Raw genomic sequence first — 18,846 nt, 5'->3', positions numbered from 1 at the left:
CAGGTTAGATCGTAACCAGTCCACGGACACCCTCGGCGTCCATGTTTTCACCGCGACCCTGCTGCACGATCTCGCCCCGGGACATGACCAGGTACTGATCGGCCAGTTCGGCGGCGAAATCATAGAACTGCTCCACCAGCAAAATCGCCATGTCGCCGCGCGCCGCGAGCTGCTTGATCACCGCGCCGATTTCCTTGATCACCGACGGCTGGATGCCTTCGGTGGGTTCATCGAGAATCAACAAACGTGGACGACTGGCCAGTGCTCTGCCGATCGCCAGCTGCTGTTGCTGACCCCCGGACAAGTCACCACCGCGCCGTTGTTTCATTTGCAGCAGCACCGGGAACAGCTCGTAGATGAACGCCGGGACTTCCTTCGCTTCAGCGCCGGGAAAACGTGAGAGGCCCATCAGCAGGTTTTCTTCCACGGTCAGTCGGCCAAAGATTTCCCGGCCCTGAGGCACGTAAGCGATGCCAGCATGCACCCGTTGGTGCGGCTTGAACGTGGTGATCGGTTTGCCTTCCCAGTTCACCGCGCCTTCCTTGGCCGGCAGCAAACCCATCAGGCATTTGAGCAGGGTGGTCTTGCCCACGCCATTGCGCCCGAGCAGGCAGGTGACTTCGCCGACCTTCACCTCAAACGTCAGGCCCCGCAGGATGTGGCTACCGCCGTAGTACTGGTGCAGCTTGTCGACTTGCAGCATTCTCAAATTCCCCTCAATCCCCTGTGGGAGCGGGCTTGCTCGCGAAGACGGATTCACATTCAACATTTGGGTCGCCTGACACACCGCCTTCGCGAGCAAGCCCGCTCCCACATTGGAATGTATTTGCAATCTAACGGCCGAGATACACCTCGATCACCCGCTCATCGGCCTGCACCTGCTCCAGCGACCCTTCGGCCAGCACGCTGCCTTGGTGCAACACGGTGACGTGGTCGGCAATCGAGCCGACGAAGCCCATGTCGTGTTCCACCACCATCAGTGAATGCTTGCCCGCCAGGCTTTTGAACAGCTCGGCAGTGAATTCGGTTTCGGCGTCGGTCATGCCCGCCACCGGTTCGTCGAGCAGCAGCAGTTGTGGGTCTTGCATCAGCAGCATGCCGATTTCCAGGAACTGTTTCTGACCGTGGGACAACAAACCCGCCGGGCGATTGACCGAGGCAGTCAGGCGAATGGTTTCCAGCACTTCGCTGATGCGATCTTTCTGCTCGCCACTGAGACGAGCCCGCAGGCTGGCCCATACCGACTTGTCGGTCTTCTGCGCCAACTCCAGGTTTTCGAACACGCTCAAGGCCTCGAACACCGTCGGCTTCTGGAACTTGCGGCCAATACCTGCCTGAGCAATCTGCACTTCACTCATCTGCGTCAGATCGAGGGTTTCACCGAACCAGGCTTTGCCGTGAGTGGGCCGGGTCTTGCCGGTGATCACGTCCATCAGCGTGGTCTTGCCCGCGCCGTTGGGGCCGATGATGCAGCGCAATTCGCCGACACCGATGTACAGGTTCAGAGCGTTCAGCGCCTTGAAACCATCGAAGCTGACGCTGATGTCTTCCAGGGTCAGGAGGGTGCCGTGGCGGGTATTCAGGCCGGGACCGACGCGTTGGCCGAGGCCGATGGCATCGCGGCTGCTGCCTGCATCTTTGTTGGGCTCTACGGGGAAAAATGCCGGTTCGAGCATGAATTCAGCCGTCGCAGTGATTCTCATTGTTCACCCCTCTTTTTCAGCAACCCGATCACGCCTTTGGGCAAGTACAACGTCACGACGATGAACAGCGCGCCGAGGAAAAACAGCCAGTACTCCGGAAACGCCACGGTGAACCAACTCTTCATCCCGTTGACCACACCAGCGCCGAGCAGCGGGCCGATCAGCGTGCCGCGCCCCCCCAGCGCCACCCAAACGGCCGCTTCGATGGAGTTGGTCGGCGACATTTCACTCGGGTTGATAATCCCGACTTGCGGCACATACAGCGCGCCCGCCAAGCCGCACAGCACTGCACTCAACACCCAGACAAACAGCTTGAAACCGCGTGGATCGTAGCCACAGAACATCAGGCGATTTTCCGCATCGCGCAACGCGGTCAAGACGCGGCCAAACTTGCTCTGCGCCAGCCGCCAACCGATGAACAGGCTCGCCACCAGCAGCAACACCGTGGCGAAAAACAGCACCGCACGCGTCCCCGGGTCGGTGATGCCAAACCCGAGAATGGTGCGGAAATTGGTGAAGCCGTTGTTGCCACCAAACCCGGTTTCGTTGCGGAAAAACAGCAGCATCCCGGCGAAGGTCAGGGCCTGGGTCATGATCGAGAAATACACGCCCTTGATCCGCGAACGGAAGGCGAAGAAACCGAACACCAGCGCCAGCAGGCCCGGCGCCAACACCACCAGACACATGGCCCAGAGGAAGCTGCTGGTGCCGGTCCAGTACCACGGCAATTCGGTCCACGACAGGAACGTCATGAACGCCGGCAAGCCATCGCCCGAGGCCTGGCGCATCAGGTACATGCCCATCGCGTAACCGCCGAGGGCGAAGAACAGACCGTGACCCAGCGACAACAGGCCGGCGTAACCCCAGACCAGATCAAGGGCCAGGGCGACGATGGCGTAGCACAGGATTTTGCCCACCAGAGTTAGCGTATAAGCCGAGACATGAAAGGTGCTGTCCTCCGGTAACAACGACAGCAATGGCAACGCCAGCAGCAGAGCGAGGGTTGCCGCACCGACAGCAATCGTGACCTTGGGGCCGGCCTTTTGTGTGGCCGTGAGCAGCAGAGGCTGATTCATCAGTCGATCACCCGTCCTTTCAGTGCGAAGAGGCCTTGCGGACGTTTCTGGATGAACAGAATGATCAGCGCGAGGATCAGGATTTTGCCCAGCACCGCACCGATCTGCGGTTCGAGAATTTTGTTGGCGATGCCCAGACCGAAGGCGGCCAGCACGCTACCGGCCAATTGACCGACCCCGCCGAGCACCACCACCAGGAATGAGTCGATGATGTAGCTCTGACCGAGGTCCGGGCCGACGTTGCCGATCTGGCTCAGCGCCACACCGCCGAGGCCGGCGATGCCCGAGCCGAGGCCGAAAGCGAGCATGTCCACGCGCCCGGTCGGTACGCCGCAGCAGGCGGCCATGTTGCGGTTCTGGGTGACGGCGCGCACGTTCAAACCGAGACGGGTTTTGTTTAACAGCAGCCAGGTCAGCACCACCACAAACAAGGCGAACGCGATGATCACGATGCGGTTGTACGGCAGCACCAGATTCGGCAGCACCTGAATCCCGCCCGAGAGCCAGGCCGGGTTGGCCACTTCAACGTTCTGCGCGCCGAACACCAGGCGCACCAACTGAATCAGCATCAGGCTGATGCCCCACGTCGCCAGCAGGGTTTCCAATGGGCGGCCGTAGAGGTGACGAATCACCGTGCGCTCCAGCGCCATGCCGATCCCGGCGGTGACGAAAAACGCCACCGGCAAGGCAATCAGCGGGTAGAACTCAATGGCTTGCGGGGCGAAGCGCTGGAACATCAGCTGCACCACGTAAGTCGAGTAGGCGCCGAGCATCAGCATCTCGCCGTGGGCCATGTTGATCACGCCGAGCAGGCCGAAGGTAATCGCCAGCCCCAACGCCGCGAGTAACAGGATCGAACCGAGGGACATACCACTGAACGCCTGCCCGAGCATCTCGCCGATCAGCAGTTTGCGTTTGACCTGGGCCAGGCTGGTTTCGGCGGCGGTGCGCACATTGGCATCGGCTTCGACGCCGGGGGCGAGCAACCCTTCCAGGCGTGTGCGGGCCAGCGGATCGCCGGTTTCGCCGAGCAAGCGCACAGCGGCGAGACGCACGGCGGGATCGGTGTCGACCAGCTGCAGGTTGGCCAACGCCAGGCTCAGGGCGGCGTGAACGCTTTCGTCTTTTTCGCCAGCCAGTTGCTGGTCGAGAAATTTCAACTGCGCCGGTTTTGCGCTTTTCTGCAATTGCTGCGCGGCGGCCAAGCGGATTTTGGCGTCGGCGGCGAGCAATTGGTGGCTGGCCAAAGCGGTGTCGATCAAGCCGCGCAGGCGATTGTTCAGGCGCAGGGTTTTTGCTTGGCCATCGACCGTCAATTCGCCTTGTTGCAGGGCGTTGATCAGTTCGATACGAACCGGATCGGGCTGCGCGGCCCAGGTCTCGAGAAGTTTTGCTTGTTGCACGGGATTGGCCGCGACGAAGTCTTCGGCGTCGCCGGCGTGGGTGGCCATCGGCAATAACAGTGCGAGGGCGAGGATCAAGCGGTAAAGGGCAGTGGGCATGTCGGTGTCCTTGCGCGGACTTAATGTGGGAGCAGACTTATGTGGCGAGGGAGCTTGCTCCCGCTGGACTACGCAGTAGTCCCGTTTTTTTGGGCCGCTTCGCAGCCCAGCGGGAGCAAGCTCCCTCGCCACAAAAGCCAGCTCCCACAGGGATTTGTGTCGGGCCCGAGCTCCGTGCTCGGCCCGACACCCAGTGGCTTAGTTGCTCTTCACCGCATAGTCCGGCTTCTTGTCGTTACCCTGAATGAACGGGCTCCACGGCTGGGCGCGGATCGGCCCTTCGGTCTGCCACACCACGTTGAACTGACCGTCGGCCTGAATCTCGCCGATCATCACTGGCTTGTGCAGGTGGTGGTTGGTCTTGTCCATCGTCAGGGTGTAACCGGACGGCGCGGCAAAGGTCTGGCCGGCCAGGGCTTCGCGGACTTTGTCGACGTCGGTGGACTTGGCTTTCTCCGCTGCTTGCGCCCACATGTGGATGCCGACGTAGGTGGCTTCCATCGGGTCGTTGGTCACTGCTTTGTCGGCACCCGGCAGATTGTGTTTCTTGGCGTAGGCTTTCCAGTCGGCGACGAACTTCTTGTTCTGCGGGTTCTCGACCGACTCGAAGTAGTTCCACGCCGCGAGGTTGCCCACCAGCGGCTTGGTGTCGATGCCGCGCAGTTCTTCTTCACCCACGGAGAACGCCACGACCGGAACGTCGGTGGCTTTCAGGCCCTGGTTGGCCAGCTCTTTATAGAACGGCACGTTGGAGTCGCCATTGACCGTGGAGATGACGGCGGTCTTGCCACCGGCGGAGAATTTTTTGATGTTGGCGACGATGGTTTGATAGTCGCTATGACCGAACGGGGTGTAGACCTCTTCGATGTCCTTGTCCGCCACACCTTTGGAGTGCAGGAACGAGCGCAGAATCTTGTTGGTGGTGCGCGGGTAAACGTAGTCGGTGCCGAGCAGGAAGTAGCGCTTGGCGCCGCCACCTTCTTCGCTCATCAGGTATTCCACCGCCGGAATCGCCTGCTGGTTCGGCGCCGCGCCGGTGTAGAACACGTTCGGCGACATCTCTTCGCCTTCGTACTGCACTGGGTAGAACAGCAAGCCATTGAGTTCTTCGAACACCGGCAATACCGACTTACGCGACACCGAGGTCCAGCAACCGAACACTACTGCCACCTTGTCCTGAGTCAGCAACTGCCGGCCCTTTTCGGCGAACAGCGGCCAGTTCGATGCTGGGTCAACCACCACCGGCTCAAGCATCTTGCCGTTCACACCGCCCTTGGCGTTGATTTCGTCGATGGTCATCAACGCCATGTCTTTGAGCGAAGTTTCGGAGATCGCCATGGTCCCGGACAACGAATGCAGAATACCGACCTTGATTGTCTCGGCGGCCTGGACCGTCCAGGCCATGCCCATCGCGGCAATGCTTGCCGATAGTGTGAAAGCCTTGATCAAACTGCGACGCTTCATTGTGCGATCTCCATGAACGTTAAAGTTTTTTATGGTTGGCAGATGCGGACGACTGAAGGGTCTTTAGCAAGGGCTGTGCCCGGTCGGGGAAGGGCAAGGAAATGTCGTATTAGAGCGGTTGCGCGGGTTTGGCGGCGCACCATGAAGGACCGCGTTTGGCGCACTGGTGCGAAGAGGTGCGCCACATTGGGGCGCAGACAGTGCAGACACCGCAGATCAAATGTGGGAGCGGGCTTGCTCGCGAAAGCGGTGTGCCAGTCACTGTGATGTTGGCTGTACCGCCGCCTTCGCGAGCAAGCCCGCTCCCACAGGGATTACGCCGGGTCGACGTTGTCCAGCGCCCGGTTCACCGCCAGTTCCGCGAGCATGATGACCTGCTGAATCGCCATCGCCGTATGGCGCTGCGGGCCGATCAGGTTGTTGGCGAAATCGCTGGCCAGGACACTCGCTGAGGCTAACGATTCACAGGCGTGGGCCAGCAGGCTTTCGGTGCCGGCATCCGGGGCAACCAGGAACAGGGTGCTGGGGCGACGGGGTTTTTCGGTGTATTGCGCCGGGGGATCGAGGTAGTAGTCGAGGGCGCGTTTTATGGCTTCGCGGTCTTTGAGGAGGTCGTCGTCGCGCGATTTTTCGGCTTCGGGAGTGGTGATATCGATGGGTGGATCGGGAACTATCTTCTTGCTCATCGGGTGTTGTCTCTTAATGAGCCATCCTTTGTCGTTTCTCACGCGACGAAGGGGTGGCAGCTATGTGCGGAGTGAGAAACCGGTCACCACCCAAACCCGGCCGGACCGAAGTCCGCCCGCACACAGCCGCCATAGAGCATTGCAGACAGCGGATAAGCTGGCGGCAATTATGGTGGTACTGATGTTGGATTAACAGGGCTACCGGGTTCTCACACCCGAGCGCTGAGTGTTCAGCGACAGCCCAAGACTAGAGGGCCCGCGTCCGACGAACAACCTGAAAAACCCGTGGGAAACTTCCCGATTTCGACACATCTATTAAACATTCAAAAACAGCATTCAGCCCCCAATCCCACGTCTGACACCGAATGCTCGTCTGACACGGACTACCGTAGGAGCTGTCGAGTGAAACGAGGCTGCGATCTTTTGATCTTAAAAAAAATCAAAGTCAAAAGATCGCAGCCTCGTTTCACTCGGCAGCTCCTACAGAAGGGGTTAGCGGCGGCGCATCAGGCCGATGAAGAATAGGCCACCAATGGCGGCGGTGGCGACGCCGATGGGCAAGTCTTCCGGGGCGATCACGGTGCGGGCGGCGACGTCCACCCAGACGAGGAACAGGCTGCCCAGCAACACGCACACCGGCAGCAACCGCCGATGCTCGGCCCCGACCAAACGCCGGGCAATGTGCGGCACCATCAGCCCGACAAACCCGATAGACCCACTGATCGACACCAACACCCCAGTCATCAACGACGCAATCAGAAACACCCGCAACCGCACGGTGCGCGCATTCAAACCGAGAGTCACAGCAGTCTGCTCACCCGCCATCAGCGCATTCAACGGCCGAGCCATCCCCAGCAACAACACCAACCCAAGCAACACACAGGCGGCTGGCACCGCGAGCAATTCCCAACGCGCCAGCCCGAGCCCGCCAAGCATCCAGAACATCACCGCCGAACTGGCGCGATGGTCGCCCAGAAACAACAGCAGATTGGCGATCGCCATCATCACGAACGACACCGCCACGCCGCACAACAGCAGCCGATCACTGTCCAGCCGCCCATGACGGTTGGCAATCATCAGCACGATCAACATGCTCAGCAACGCACCGATAAACGCTGCAATTGGCAAGGTCAGCAGCCCGACGATTTCACCGACATGCAGCACCACGATCACCGCACCGAGGGTGGCGCCGGAGGTCACCCCGAGCAGATGCGGATCCGCCAGCGGATTGCGCGTCACCGCTTGCAGCACCGCACCGATCAACGCCAGACCAGCACCCACCAACGCGCCGAGCAACATGCGCGGCACGCGGATCAGCCAAACGATGTGTTCCTGGCCGGCCGTCCAGTCCGGACCACCGAAACCAAAAATCTTGTGCAGCAATATTCGCCAAACCACCTCCACCGGCACCCGCGCGGGGCCTGCGCCCAGCGACACTACACACGACACCAGCAACAGCGCGCCGAGGACAGTCAGCAACAAGGCATAGCGACGATCGATCATTCGCCGTGGAAACCCTTTGCCAGGGTTTCGACCGCTAGCACGTTATCGATCCCCGACGTGGCCTGTACGTAAGGGATGACGATGAAACGCTGGTTCTTGATCGCGTCCACCGATTGCAGCGCCTGGTTATTGAGCAGGAATTGCTCTTTCTGCTCCGCGGTAACTTCGCCGTAATCAACGATCACGATCACCTGCGGATTGCGCTCGACCACGTTCTCCCAATTGACCCGCGTCCAACTCGCCTCGACATCATCGAGAATATTGCGCCCGCCCGCCGCATCGATCAGCGCCTGAGGCATGCCGAGTCGCCCGGACGTCATGGCCCGGTCCTCACCACTGTCGTACAGAAATACCCGAGGCTTGTCGGTCGGCAGATCCTTGCGCACCTTGGCGACCTGCGTCTGCATCCGGGCAATCACGGTATTGGCGCGATCCTGCACGTCGAATATTTCGCCGAGGTTGCGCAGGTCGTTGTAGGTGTCTTCCAGGCTGGCTGGTGGGCGCTTCATGACGAAGGCGCAAGACTCGGTAAGTTCGTAGACGTTGATACCCAGCGGTTGCAGGGTTTGCGGCGTGAGATCACCGCCGACGCGCATGCCGTAATCCCAACCGGCGAAGAAGAAATCGACGTTGGCGTTGAGCAGGGTTTCCACCGACGGGTACTTGGCCGCCAGTTCCGGCAGGCCATCGAGGATGGTCTGCATCTGGGGCGTCACCGACTTCCAGCCGGTCACGCCGCTGTAGCCGGCCATCTGCGGTTTGAGGCCGAGGGCGAGCATCATCTGGGTCATGTTGATGTCATGGCTGACCGCGTGTGTCGGCGCTTGCTTGAACGTCACTTCGCGGTTGCAGCTCTGGACGGTCAGCGGGTATTTCGTGGCTTCGGCGAAGGTTGGGGCACTGCCCAGCAACAGAGCGACGCAAAGCAGGGAACGCAAAGTCATGGTTGGGTTATCCAGGTGATTCGTGGGTAGCCGTGCAAGGGATGGTCGTCGATCAGGGCGTCGACGCCGAACACGTTGTGCAAAAGTTGTGCGGTCAGGACTTCTTTGGGTGGGCCGCTGGCGACGATGCGCCCGTGATTGATCACGTACAGGCGGTCGCAAAAAGCTGCCGCCAGATTGAGGTCATGGATGCTCGCCAGCGTGCCGATCCGCAGACGCTTGACCAGTTGCAACAGCTCCAGCTGATAGCGTGGGTCGAGGTGATTGGTCGGCTCGTCGAGGATCAGCAATTGCGGTTGCTGGGCCAGGGCGCGGGCGAGGATAACCCGCTGTTTTTCACCACCGGAAAGGGTGGCGAAGGCGTGGTCTTCGAAGCCCTTGAGGCCAACCGATTCCAGGGCCTGGCTCGCGAAATGTCGGTCTTCAAGGGTGTCGCCATCAAACAACCCTTTGTGCGGCGTACGGCCCATGGCGACCACTTCATCCACGGTCAGGCCGAAGGCGTCGGGGAACTCTTGTAACACCACCGCGATGCGTTGCGCGCACCAGCGTGAGGATTGCTTCCAGACGTTGTGATGGTCGAGCTTTACCTCGCCGCTTTCCGGTTTGCTGAAACGATAGGCGCAACGCAACAGGCTGGTTTTGCCGCTGCCATTGGGGCCGATCAACCCGACGAACTCGCCAGCAGTCACGTGCAACGATGCATCACGCAGCTGGAACTGGTGATGGCAATGGCCGTGGCCCAGGGGTGTCCAGGCGAGGTTGGTGAGGTTCAGCGAGGTCATTTCAATCCTGATGATCGTTCAAGTCAGCACATCCTGTGGCGAGGGAGCTTGCTCCCGTTCGGCTGCGCAGCAGTCGCAAAACCAGACAATGCGCAGTGTCAGAGAACACCGGGCCGCCTGGTTTTGGGGGCGCTGCGCAACCCAGCGGGAGCAAGCTCCCTCGCCACAAGAGCTTGGTGGTTCGCCGAGGATCCACTGCTGGCCTGCATTGTATTGGCTTTACGCGTACGCGCATCTTGCCTGCTTCATGATGAAGCTGAAGTGGATTCAGTTTGCCGGCTCAAGCGCGACAGCAGCACACGATCCAACACCCACACCACAATCAACGAAGCGCCCACCAACGGAAACATCACCGCCAGCCCGAACATGATGACCATCGCGGTTTTCCAGTTCGGCAGGTCGTGACGCAACGGCGGTACACCGAACTTGCCCTGTGGCCGGCGTTTCCACCAGATCACCACACCGCTGACGGCGCTGAGCAAAATCATCAGGCAGATCAGCAGCACGATGATCTGATTGAACGGGCCGAACATCTTGCCTTCGTGCAGCATCACGCCGACTTCGGTGGCTCGGGCGACGTTGCTGTAATGCTGCCAGCGCACGTCGGCGAGGACGTCGCCGGTGTACTGGTCGACATGCAGGGTGGCGTCGTTGCGCGGGTCATCGGCGAACACGGCGATGGTGAACACGCCGGTGGCCGTGGTGGGGAAGGTGATGCTGTAGCCGGGCTCGACCTTGCGTTGCGCGGCGATGTCTTGCACGTCTTGCAGGCTGATGGTCGGCGCTGCCGGGCCGGCTTGCGTGCCGGTGTGAGCCATGTGTTCGGCGTGATCGCCGGACATCGGCATCGGCGTGTTTTCCATGGCCCACGGCACGGTCTGACGCGTGACGCTGTTGAGGCTGCGGGCCTCGACGTCGGATTTGGGCACGTCATTCCACATGGCTACCGGGAAGCGGTTCCAGAGGTCGGCGTATTGCTTGCCCCAGAACCCGGTCCAGGTCATGCCGCTGAGCAGCATCACCAGCAACAATGATGCGCCCCAGAACCCGGTCACCGCGTGCAGGTCACGCCAGAGCACTCGGCCGCGACTGTTCAAGCGAGGCCAGAGAATCCCGGCGGACTGGCCACGCGGCCACCACAGAAATACCCCGGAGACTACCAGCACCACGCCCCAACCGGCGGCCAGTTCTACCAGCCGATCACCGACGGTGCCGATCATCAATTCGCCATGAATCGAGCGCGCAATCGCTTGCAGATTCTTCTTCGCGTCTTGCTCGCCAAGGATGTCGCCGTGGTACGGATCGATGAACACGTTCAGTTCGTGACCTTCATTGATCACCACAAATTGCGCACTGCGTTCGGCGTTGAGCGGCGGCAGGTACTGTTTGATCTGGCCCTGTGGATACGCCTCTTTCACCCGTTTGAGCAGGTCATCTGCGGCGACTGTGTGATGAGCCGCAGGGACATTCAGCAGGCTGCCGTACATCAACGGATCGAGTTGCGGTTTGAACAGGTAAATGATGCCGGTCAAGGCCAGCATCACCATGAATGGCGCGACGAACAGACCGGCATAGAAATGCCACCGCCAGGCCAGGTTGTAGAAATTCGGTTTGGGCTGTTTCATTTGTGTGCTCCGCTTGGCTTGGGTCTTTTAGTTGTTTGGTAATTGATCGCAGACAAGGGTTGAACACCGGACCCCCTGTGGGAGCGGGCTTGCTCGCGAAAGCGGTGGGTCAGTCGACATCATTGTTGAATGTCAGTCTGCCTTCGCGAGCAAGCCCGCTCCCACATGGCCGGTGTTGAACCTGCCCGCGAAGCTCTTAAAAGCTCATATCAACCTTGGTCCAGAGCGTGCGCCCCGGTTCGTTGATGGCTTGCGGATCATTGGCCGGAAAGCCGAAACCGGCGTTGCCCGCCAGATTCAAGTGTTCGGCGTAAGCCTTGTTAAAGAGGTTGTCGACGCCACTGCTAACCTTCCAGTTCTTGTTGATCCGGTACGCACCGTTGAGCGAGAACACGCCGAACCCGGAGCTCGTGTCGAAGTCTTTGCCAACCACGTTGCCCTTGTTCTGGTCGATGCGGTTCTGCGCTGCCACCACCCGCCACAAGGCGCCGGCGCTCCAGTTGTCTTCGCTGTAGGTCAGGCCGAAACGTGCATCCAGTGGTGGCATCTGCGGCAGGGCGCTGCCGTCGCTGCTGTTCTTGCCCCAGGCGTAGGCCAGGGTCGCGTCGGCTTTCCAGTTGGCCGTCAGCTTGTAGGCCGCGCCGAGTTCGCCGCCCATGATGCGCGCGTCGATGTTCTCCGCTTGCGAGGTCATGCCCATCATTCCCGGCGTGTAGTTGAACAGGATGTAATCGCGCACTTGCCCGACGTAACCCGAGGCCCAGGCTTCGAGGTCTTCGGTCTTGTATTGCAGGCCAAAGTCGAGCTGGGTGGTTTTCTCCGGCTTGATCGAGTCGAAGGCATTCACCGAACCGGCGGGGCCGGACTTGGGCGAAAACAGCTCCCAGTAATCCGGGAAACGCTGGGCGTGACCGAGGCCCGCATACAGCGTGGTCGGGCTGTCGGCCAGGTCATGCTCGTAACGGATGAAACCGCTGGGCAGCGTGTCGGCGCGGGTGTCGTCGGCCGTCGGGTTGGGGCGGGCCATCATCCCGGAGCCGATGGTTTGCCGATAATCCTTGGCCGACGCGCGATCCAGTCGTGCACCGGTGATCAACCGATTACGGTCGGCGGCGTACCAGGTCAGTTCGCTGAACACGCCGTAGTTGTGGAAGTCGGCGTCCTTGTTGCGCGGCACATCCTTGTAGGCGTCGACGCCCATCGCGCTGCGTTGGCGATGTTCGTTGGTCTGCGCGTCCAGGCCACTGATCAACTGCACATCGGCCCAGCGCCAGGTGGCTTTGATCCGCGCACCGAGGGTTCGACGGTCGACATTGGAAGCCATGGGGCCGGCCATCATCCCGGTGCCGGACGGCGTGCGCAGGGTGTAGTTGTCCATCACATGGTCGGCGTAGTTGTAGTAGACCTGCGCCTCGACCTTATCCAGCACTTCACCGATATTCGACTGCTCGAAGCGCAGGCCGAGGCTTTCGCGCAAAAACTGCGAACCGTCCATGCTGCGCCCGGCGTAACGAGCTTCACCATCGCCCTTGCCGGCGGTCAGTTCCAGCAGCGTGTCGGCGCTCGGGGTCCAGCCGACAGCGACGTCGCCGTTCCACTTGTCATAGCGCGAAGGCACGGTGTCGTTGTTGCCGTCCTTGTAGTCGTCGGAATGCGCGGTGTTGCCGATCACGCGCACGTAGCCCAGCGGCCCACCGGCAGCGGCGTCCACCACTTTGTCGAAACGACCGTTGGAACCGGCCAGCACGCTGGCGTTCACCCGGGTGCCGAGTTCGCCGAAGCTCTCCGGCTCACGGTCGAAGAGGACGGTGCCGGCCGATGCGCCGGGGCCCCAGAGCACGGTTTGCGGGCCTTTGATGACGGTGAGTTTGTCGTAGGTTTCCGGCGAAATGTACGAGGTTGGCGCGTCCATCCGGCCGGGGCAGGCGCCGAGCATCATGCTGCCGTTGGTGAGGATATTCAGTCGCGAGCCGAACATGCCGCGCAGCACCGGATCGCCGTTGGTGCCACCGTTGCGCACCAGCGCGAAGCCGGGGATGGTTTTCAGGTAATCGCCACCGTCGCTGGCCGGCACCGGTTGGCGCGGGTCCTTGGGGTTGGTGACGATGGTCAGCGGCGAACTCGGTGCGATGGCGGTGATCACCGTCGGGCTCAGTTCTTCGGTGTGGCCGGTGTGTTCATCGGCCAGCACCGTCGGTGTCAGCAGCAAGCCGCAAAGAACGGCGGTGGCGTGCCTGAAGTGAACGCGAGATTCGTTCAGGGCAAAAGAAGCCTGGGCAGCGCCCAAACGTGTGTCAGCAGAAAACCTGGACATGACAATTTCCATCGAACAGTCGTAAACGACACGGCCGGCAGCCGACACAATCCTTGTGGGAACCAGTTTTTTTTGTGGCGAGGGAGCTTGCTCCCGCTGGGCTGCGCAGCGGCCCCTTTTGTGAGTGCTGCGCACTCAAGCGGGAGCAAGCTCCCTCGCCACAAAAAGCTCGCTCCCACAGGTTGCTTGGGTGTCTTCGGGCCGTGTGAAGTCGGAAGTGGGTGTTTACGCGACGATGGGCGGCGCACGGGTGCGGGCGCCGGGGAAGAAGGTTTGCCGGGCGTGGCCCAGGCGGGTGGCGGGAGTGCTGAAAGTGGTTGTCTGTGGACTGTCGAAGGCGACGAAGGACTGACCGCCAGTGAGCGCCGGGCAATTGAACAGCAGGCTGCAATAGCCGCATTTTTCCCAGAGCGCGTGATGGTCGGCTTTGGGTGGGCAGTGCTCGGTGGCGGGTTGCGCGCCATGCTCCATGGCCGACATGTCCATGGGCATGTCCATCGACATGCTCATGGATACTTTCATCAAAGCCGAGGCGCGTTGATCCATCGGCATCGACTGAGAAATCAGCGGGCCGATAAAGATCATCAGCATGGCGAACAGGCTGATCCAGCTGCCGCGAGTCAGGCTCATTGGCTGACGGCGGTGCACGGATGACCGGGTTCCAAGCGGACGCATGGGCGTTTTCAACGTGGGCGATTACTGAGCGTGCATATGCTCTTGCATGCCGTCAGGCGCCTTTTTCTGCACCGCGACCTCGACCGTCACATCGCCGGATTTTTCGAAGTGCATCGTCAGCGGGAAGCGCTTGCCATCGCTCAACAAGCTGCGGTCTTTCAGCTCCAGCAGCATGACGTGATAGGCCATCGGTGCGAAGGTGACTTCGCCGCCAGCCGGAATCTCGACGCTCGGCACTTGCTGCATTTTCATGAGGTCGTTTTGCTTCACGTGCTCGTGCAATTCGGCCTTTCCCGAAACTGGTGAGTCAACGCTCAGCAGTCGGTCGGCGGTTTTGCCGTTGTTGTGAATCACGAAATACGCCGCGACAGTGGGCGCGTTGGGCGGCAACTCTTGCGACCACGGATGGGCGATCTCAAGCTCGCCAGCCTTGTATTCGTGGGCATTGGCAAAACAGGCAGGCAGCAGCAATACAGCCAGAACGATGAGTTTGTTCAACATGGCAGTTCTCCAGAACGATTCAAAACGCAGGTCAATTGCGAGAAGGAATCACCCCAGAGGGGACGCGCGGGGGTTGAGACTTGGCCATTGCTGACGCGGTGTAGGGGTGTCGAGCGTGGCAGGTGGCAGGCTTCGATTGGCCTCGAAACGCACGTAATACAATTGCGGAGCATGCCCCGGCAACGCCACCAATGGCGCAGAGCCCGAGCAGCACCAGCAATGCTGCATATTGGAATGATCGTCGCTCTGCGGAGCTTTCTGCTCGATATCGCCCAGGGAAATCGCTACCAGTTTAGTGCCGTTGGAAGAGCAGAAACTGCCCCACAACAATTGCTCTGCAGGTGATTTCGCCGTCTGCGCCATCGCTCCGGACATCGGCATGGCGAGCATGTTGAACAGCACTGCTAAGCAGGCGATCCAGGCAAATGCGAGCCGTTGTCGGGACATGAGGACAGATCCGGTTGAGTGAGCAATCAGGCGCGGCTATTTAGCCTGATCAGGGGCGATAAGTAAAAAGGCCGTGTGCGGTGTGGTGTCGCAGTGAAAGACGTTCACGGCTTTCATGATAGTCGCGAATTCCAGATTACCAGTGCTGCGCAGTGACAGCATTCTTGCCGGGATCACGTTCAGTGAGGCCGCAACCGCCAAGATCGCAGCCTTCGGCAGCTCCTACAGTTGGAATGCGTACTCCTGTAGGAGCTGCCGAAGGCTGCGATCTTTTGGGGCCAGTAAAGGTTAATTACTTCAGCGCTTCCAATACCTGTACGACCGAACAAAACTCCCGCTCAACCCCCGGCAATACCGGCCGCTTCAACACCAGCACTGGCACTGCGCGTTCCCGCGCCACTTCCAGCTTCGGCTCGGTGGCGGTGCTGCCGCTGTTCTTGCTGATCAGCACGTCGATCTGCCGACGGTCGAACAGCTCGCGTTCATCCTCGATCAGAAACGGCCCACGCGCGCCGATCACTTCGCAGCGCTCATTCCCGGGACAGGCGTCCAACGCACGCAATGTCCAGAATTGCTCCGGCGGGATTTCGTGCAGGTGTTGCAGCGGTTCGCGGCCGAGGGTGAACAGCGGTCGGCGGAAGGGTTTGAGTGCTTCGATCAGTTCGGCCCAGTCGCTGACTTCGCGCCAGTCATCTCCGGCTTGTGGTTGCCAGGCCGGACGCCGCAAAGCCCAGCACGCAATGCCGCTCAACTTCGCGGCGGTGGCAGCGTTCTGGCTGATTTGCGCTGCGTAGGGATGGGTCGCATCCAGTAGCAAGTCTATGCTTTCGTCCCGAATGAACTGCGCCAGACCTTCAGCGCCGCCATAGCCGCCAACCCGAACCTGACAGTTCAGATCCGTCGGCACGCGACCGACACCGGCCAGGCTATAGATGTGTTCCGGGCCCATCGTTCGGGCGATGGCCAGGGCCTCAGTGACGCCGCCGAGCAACAACACGCGCTTCATTGAAAAACTCCTGCATGGCCGACAATCCCTCCCTGGCGATCGATGGCGAACACTTCGACCTGAACCTGCGCCGGCACCACGCTGCGGGCAAAGTCCAGCGCGTGCTGACACACCGCGTCGCCGAGGGCGATCCCGGCAGCGCTGGCCATGGCCAACGCCTGCTGACTGGTATTGGCTTGGCGGATCGCCTGTTGCAACGTCTCATCGGCGCCAACCGCAGCCGCCCAATCGGCCAGTTGCGGCAGGTCAATGCTTGAATGCCGACTGTGCAAATCCATGTGCCCGGCCGCCAGTTTGCTGATCTTGCCGAACCCGCCGCACAGGCTGAGTTTATCCACAGGCACTTTGCGCAAGTGCTTGAGCACCGCGCCAACGAAGTCGCCCATTTCGATCAGGGCGATTTCCGGCAAGTCATAGACTCGGCGCATGGTGTCTTCGCTGGCGTTGCCGGTGCATGCGGCGATGTGCAGGAAACCATTGGTTTTGGCGACGTCGATGCCTTGGTGGATCGAGGCGATGTAGGCCGCGCAAGAGAATGGCCGGACGATGCCGCTGGTGCCGAGGATCGACAGGCCGCCGAGAATCCCCAGGCGCGGGTTCATGGTTTTCAATGCCAGGGCTTCGCCGTCCTCGACGTTCACCGTGACCTCGAAGCCGCCCTGATAATCCAGTTCTTCGGCCAGCAGCGTCAGGTGCTCGCTGATCATCTTGCGCGGCACCGGGTTGATCGCCGGTTCGCCGACGTTCAGCACCAGCCCGGGCCGTGTGACGGTGCCCACCCCTCGACCGGCGCTGAAGCGAATGCCCGGCTCACTGTGCAAGCGCACTTGGGAAAAGAGCAGGGCGCCGTGGGTCACGTCCGGATCGTCGCCGGCGTCCTTGATCGTTCCGGCTTCGGCGCCGTCGTCTGTCAGCCGACAGAATTCCAGACGCATTTGCACCTGTTTGCCCTTGGGCAGAATGATCTCGACGGCGTCCGCTTCCACGCCACTGAGCAGCAGGCGTGCCGCCGCGAGGCTGGTGGCGGTGGCACAGCTGCCGGTGGTCAGGCCGCTGCGCAGCGGGGCGGGTTGTTCGGCGGTTTCGTCACGCATCGAGGGGCTTCGTCACGTCCAGCAAGGTAATCGGCAGCGCCTGACGCCAGGTATCGAACTCGCCCAGCGGTTGCGCCTGGGCGACATGAATGCGGGTCAACTCACCGCCATGCCGTTCACGCCAAGCCATCAAGGTCAGTTCACTTTGCAGGGTGACGGCGTTGGCCACCAGTCGACCGCCGGGTTTGAGTTGCGCCCAGCAAGTATCGAGTACGCCTTCGCGGGTGACGCCGCCACCGATGAAAATCGCGTCCGGGCGTTCCAGCCCATCCAGGGCTTGGGGCGCGCTGCCGCGAATCAATTGCAGGCCGGGGACGCCCAAGGCATCGCGGTTGTGTTCGATCAACGACTGTCGTCCCTCATCCGCTTCGATGGCCAGTGCCCGGCAACTCGGATGAGCACGCATCCACTCAATGCCGATCGAACCGCTGCCGGCGCCGACGTCCCACAGCAGTTCGCCGGGAACCGGGGCCAGGCGCGCGAGGGTCATGGCGCGTACATCGCGTTTGGTCAGTTGGCCGTCATGCTTGAAGGCAGAGTCTGGCAACCCGGCGAGTCGGGACAGGCGCGGCGTGTTCGGTTCGGCGATGCATTCGATGGCGATCAGGTTCAGATCGGCGACCTGCGGCTCACTCCAGTTGTTGGCAACGCCCTCGATGCGTCGTTCGGCGTCGCCGCCCAGATGTTCCAGAATGGTGAGGCGACTCGCCCCGAAACCGCGCTCACGCAACAATGCCGCAATGGCCGCCGGAGTCTGGCCGTCGTTGCTCAACACCAGCAAGCGCACACCACTGGACATATGGGCGTTGAGTGCGGCGACGGGGCGTGCGACCACTGAAAGCGTCACCACATCCTGCAACGGCCAGCCCAGGCGAGCGGCCGCCAGTGACACGGAAGACGGGGCGGGCAGGATCGTCATTTCTGCGCCGGGCAGTTGTCGCGCCAGGCTGGCGCCGACGCCAAAGAACATCGGGTCGCCGCTGGCCAGTACACAAACCGGCTCGCCACGCAGCGCCAGTAACGGCTCAAGGGTAAACGGACTGGGCCACAACTGGCGTTCGCCGCGAATGCACACCGGTAGCAAGTCCAGTTGGCGCTGGCCGCCGAAGATTCGCGAGGCGCCCAACAGGGCGCGCCGGGCGTTTTTGCCCAGGCCCTTGAAGCCGTCTTCACCGATTCCCACAACCGTTAGCCAGGGTGTCATGCCATTCCTTAATCCAGGGTTGATCTTCAAGGGCGGCATGATAACGCGGCTGCCGGTATCTGACGCGGGTCGGTTGTCGGAGAATGTTTAGCCGATGGCGCAAACTTAATGTTGTGCAAAAGCGGTTGCTTGATGCGTGTTTTTGCTAGTTTTGCTCCGACTTAAGTCGATTTAATTCCGGTTTATCAAGATGGTCCTCAATACCACCTATCTGTTCTGGCAGATCCATCAGCCGATGTCGCAACTGGATATTCGCGCCAGAAACTGGTGATCAAGCGCCGGGCGATGGAGGCCCATCGAGCGAGCGTTGAGCAGGC

The 18,846-nt window shown here is 61.0% G+C and carries 17 protein-coding genes; all 17 read right to left on the bottom strand.

Translation table 11 applies throughout. The annotated features are described in order from the left end of the window. Window positions 1–4: 4 nt before the first annotated feature. Window positions 5–703, bottom strand: a complete 699-nt coding sequence (gene urtE / locus ABH909_RS00545) for an urea ABC transporter ATP-binding subunit UrtE (RefSeq protein ID WP_429429674.1) — start codon at window positions 701–703, stop codon at window positions 5–7. A gap of 130 nt (window positions 704–833) precedes the next feature. Next, window positions 834–1,703 carry an urea ABC transporter ATP-binding protein UrtD gene (urtD, locus tag ABH909_RS00540; protein ID WP_429429672.1) on the bottom strand — a complete coding sequence of 290 codons (870 nt, stop codon included), beginning with the start codon at window positions 1,701–1,703 and terminating at the stop codon, window positions 834–836. Continuing rightward, window positions 1,700–2,779, bottom strand: coding sequence for an urea ABC transporter permease subunit UrtC (gene urtC, locus ABH909_RS00535; RefSeq protein ID WP_429429670.1), 1,080 nt, complete (start codon window positions 2,777–2,779; stop codon window positions 1,700–1,702). Before urtC ends, urtD begins: the two co-directional genes overlap by 4 nt. Further along, window positions 2,779–4,281, bottom strand: a complete 1,503-nt coding sequence (gene urtB / locus ABH909_RS00530; protein WP_429429668.1) for an urea ABC transporter permease subunit UrtB — start codon at window positions 4,279–4,281, stop codon at window positions 2,779–2,781. The genes urtC and urtB overlap by 1 nt, the downstream gene beginning before the upstream one ends. A gap of 198 nt (window positions 4,282–4,479) precedes the next feature. Further along, window positions 4,480–5,745, bottom strand: coding sequence for an urea ABC transporter substrate-binding protein (gene urtA / locus ABH909_RS00525; protein ID WP_305448013.1), 1,266 nt, complete (start codon window positions 5,743–5,745; stop codon window positions 4,480–4,482). A gap of 314 nt (window positions 5,746–6,059) precedes the next feature. Continuing rightward, a complete protein-coding gene (locus tag ABH909_RS00520) occupies window positions 6,060–6,431 on the bottom strand; it encodes a DUF6124 family protein (RefSeq protein ID WP_429429666.1) in 372 nt (123 codons plus the stop codon). A gap of 492 nt (window positions 6,432–6,923) precedes the next feature. Next, the gene (locus ABH909_RS00515) at window positions 6,924–7,934 is read right to left on the bottom strand and encodes a FecCD family ABC transporter permease (RefSeq protein ID WP_429429664.1); all 1,011 of its coding nucleotides are present in this window, start codon (window positions 7,932–7,934) and stop codon (window positions 6,924–6,926) included. Further along, entirely contained in the window at window positions 7,931–8,878 is a 948-nt protein-coding gene (locus ABH909_RS00510; RefSeq protein WP_429429662.1) for an ABC transporter substrate-binding protein, read from the bottom strand. Before ABH909_RS00510 ends, ABH909_RS00515 begins: the two co-directional genes overlap by 4 nt. Beyond that, window positions 8,875–9,663, bottom strand: a complete 789-nt coding sequence (locus ABH909_RS00505) for an ABC transporter ATP-binding protein (RefSeq protein ID WP_429429660.1) — start codon at window positions 9,661–9,663, stop codon at window positions 8,875–8,877. Before ABH909_RS00505 ends, ABH909_RS00510 begins: the two co-directional genes overlap by 4 nt. A 245-nt stretch (window positions 9,664–9,908) precedes the next feature. Next, the gene (locus tag ABH909_RS00500) at window positions 9,909–11,288 is read right to left on the bottom strand and encodes a PepSY-associated TM helix domain-containing protein (RefSeq protein ID WP_429429658.1); all 1,380 of its coding nucleotides are present in this window, start codon (window positions 11,286–11,288) and stop codon (window positions 9,909–9,911) included. Between the two features lie 196 nt (window positions 11,289–11,484). Beyond that, window positions 11,485–13,602, bottom strand: a complete 2,118-nt coding sequence (locus tag ABH909_RS00495; protein WP_429429656.1) for a TonB-dependent copper receptor — start codon at window positions 13,600–13,602, stop codon at window positions 11,485–11,487. A 225-nt stretch (window positions 13,603–13,827) separates the two neighbouring features. Then, on the bottom strand, window positions 13,828–14,277 hold the full coding sequence (locus ABH909_RS00490) for a DUF2946 domain-containing protein (protein WP_429429654.1): 450 nt from the start codon (window positions 14,275–14,277) through the stop codon (window positions 13,828–13,830). 21 nt (window positions 14,278–14,298) lie between these two features. Then, window positions 14,299–14,778 (bottom strand): copper chaperone PCu(A)C, encoded by a 480-nt coding sequence (locus tag ABH909_RS00485; protein WP_429429652.1) that lies wholly within the window; start codon window positions 14,776–14,778, stop codon window positions 14,299–14,301. Between the two features lie 48 nt (window positions 14,779–14,826). Continuing rightward, window positions 14,827–15,225, bottom strand: coding sequence for a DUF2946 domain-containing protein (locus ABH909_RS00480; protein ID WP_429429651.1), 399 nt, complete (start codon window positions 15,223–15,225; stop codon window positions 14,827–14,829). 292 nt (window positions 15,226–15,517) lie between these two features. Beyond that, on the bottom strand, window positions 15,518–16,231 hold the full coding sequence (locus ABH909_RS00475; RefSeq protein ID WP_429429650.1) for a cobalt-precorrin-6A reductase: 714 nt from the start codon (window positions 16,229–16,231) through the stop codon (window positions 15,518–15,520). Then, the gene (locus ABH909_RS00470; protein WP_429429648.1) at window positions 16,228–17,325 is read right to left on the bottom strand and encodes a cobalt-precorrin-5B (C(1))-methyltransferase; all 1,098 of its coding nucleotides are present in this window, start codon (window positions 17,323–17,325) and stop codon (window positions 16,228–16,230) included. The genes ABH909_RS00475 and ABH909_RS00470 overlap by 4 nt, the downstream gene beginning before the upstream one ends. After that, a complete protein-coding gene (cbiE, locus tag ABH909_RS00465; RefSeq protein WP_429429646.1) occupies window positions 17,318–18,529 on the bottom strand; it encodes a precorrin-6y C5,15-methyltransferase (decarboxylating) subunit CbiE in 1,212 nt (403 codons plus the stop codon). Before cbiE ends, ABH909_RS00470 begins: the two co-directional genes overlap by 8 nt. Window positions 18,530–18,846 lie beyond the last annotated feature (317 nt).

Origin of the sequence: Pseudomonas sp. BS3782 TE3695, from assembly GCF_050435305.1 — a bacterium.
GTDB lineage: Bacteria > Pseudomonadota > Gammaproteobacteria > Pseudomonadales > Pseudomonadaceae > Aquipseudomonas.
This window is presented reverse-complemented; position numbering and strand designations above follow the sequence as displayed.

What these genes read in the sequence shown, in the direction of transcription:
- urtE (WP_429429674.1), bottom strand. Translation starts at nt 703, where the DNA reads ATGCTGCAAGTCGACAAGCTGCACCAGTACTACGGCGGTAGCCACATC.
- urtD (WP_429429672.1), bottom strand. Translation starts at nt 1,703, where the DNA reads ATGAGAATCACTGCGACGGCTGAATTCATGCTCGAACCGGCATTTTTC.
- urtC (WP_429429670.1), bottom strand. Translation starts at nt 2,779, where the DNA reads ATGAATCAGCCTCTGCTGCTCACGGCCACACAAAAGGCCGGCCCCAAG.
- urtB (WP_429429668.1), bottom strand. Translation starts at nt 4,281, where the DNA reads ATGCCCACTGCCCTTTACCGCTTGATCCTCGCCCTCGCACTGTTATTG.
- urtA (WP_305448013.1), bottom strand. Translation starts at nt 5,745, where the DNA reads ATGAAGCGTCGCAGTTTGATCAAGGCTTTCACACTATCGGCAAGCATT.
- ABH909_RS00520 (WP_429429666.1), bottom strand. Translation starts at nt 6,431, where the DNA reads ATGAGCAAGAAGATAGTTCCCGATCCACCCATCGATATCACCACTCCC.
- ABH909_RS00515 (WP_429429664.1), bottom strand. Translation starts at nt 7,934, where the DNA reads ATGATCGATCGTCGCTATGCCTTGTTGCTGACTGTCCTCGGCGCGCTG.
- ABH909_RS00510 (WP_429429662.1), bottom strand. Translation starts at nt 8,878, where the DNA reads ATGACTTTGCGTTCCCTGCTTTGCGTCGCTCTGTTGCTGGGCAGTGCC.
- ABH909_RS00505 (WP_429429660.1), bottom strand. Translation starts at nt 9,663, where the DNA reads ATGACCTCGCTGAACCTCACCAACCTCGCCTGGACACCCCTGGGCCAC.
- ABH909_RS00500 (WP_429429658.1), bottom strand. Translation starts at nt 11,288, where the DNA reads ATGAAACAGCCCAAACCGAATTTCTACAACCTGGCCTGGCGGTGGCAT.
- ABH909_RS00495 (WP_429429656.1), bottom strand. Translation starts at nt 13,602, where the DNA reads ATGTCCAGGTTTTCTGCTGACACACGTTTGGGCGCTGCCCAGGCTTCT.
- ABH909_RS00490 (WP_429429654.1), bottom strand. Translation starts at nt 14,277, where the DNA reads ATGCGTCCGCTTGGAACCCGGTCATCCGTGCACCGCCGTCAGCCAATG.
- ABH909_RS00485 (WP_429429652.1), bottom strand. Translation starts at nt 14,778, where the DNA reads ATGTTGAACAAACTCATCGTTCTGGCTGTATTGCTGCTGCCTGCCTGT.
- ABH909_RS00480 (WP_429429651.1), bottom strand. Translation starts at nt 15,225, where the DNA reads ATGTCCCGACAACGGCTCGCATTTGCCTGGATCGCCTGCTTAGCAGTG.
- ABH909_RS00475 (WP_429429650.1), bottom strand. Translation starts at nt 16,231, where the DNA reads ATGAAGCGCGTGTTGTTGCTCGGCGGCGTCACTGAGGCCCTGGCCATC.
- ABH909_RS00470 (WP_429429648.1), bottom strand. Translation starts at nt 17,325, where the DNA reads ATGCGTGACGAAACCGCCGAACAACCCGCCCCGCTGCGCAGCGGCCTG.
- cbiE (WP_429429646.1), bottom strand. Translation starts at nt 18,529, where the DNA reads ATGACACCCTGGCTAACGGTTGTGGGAATCGGTGAAGACGGCTTCAAG.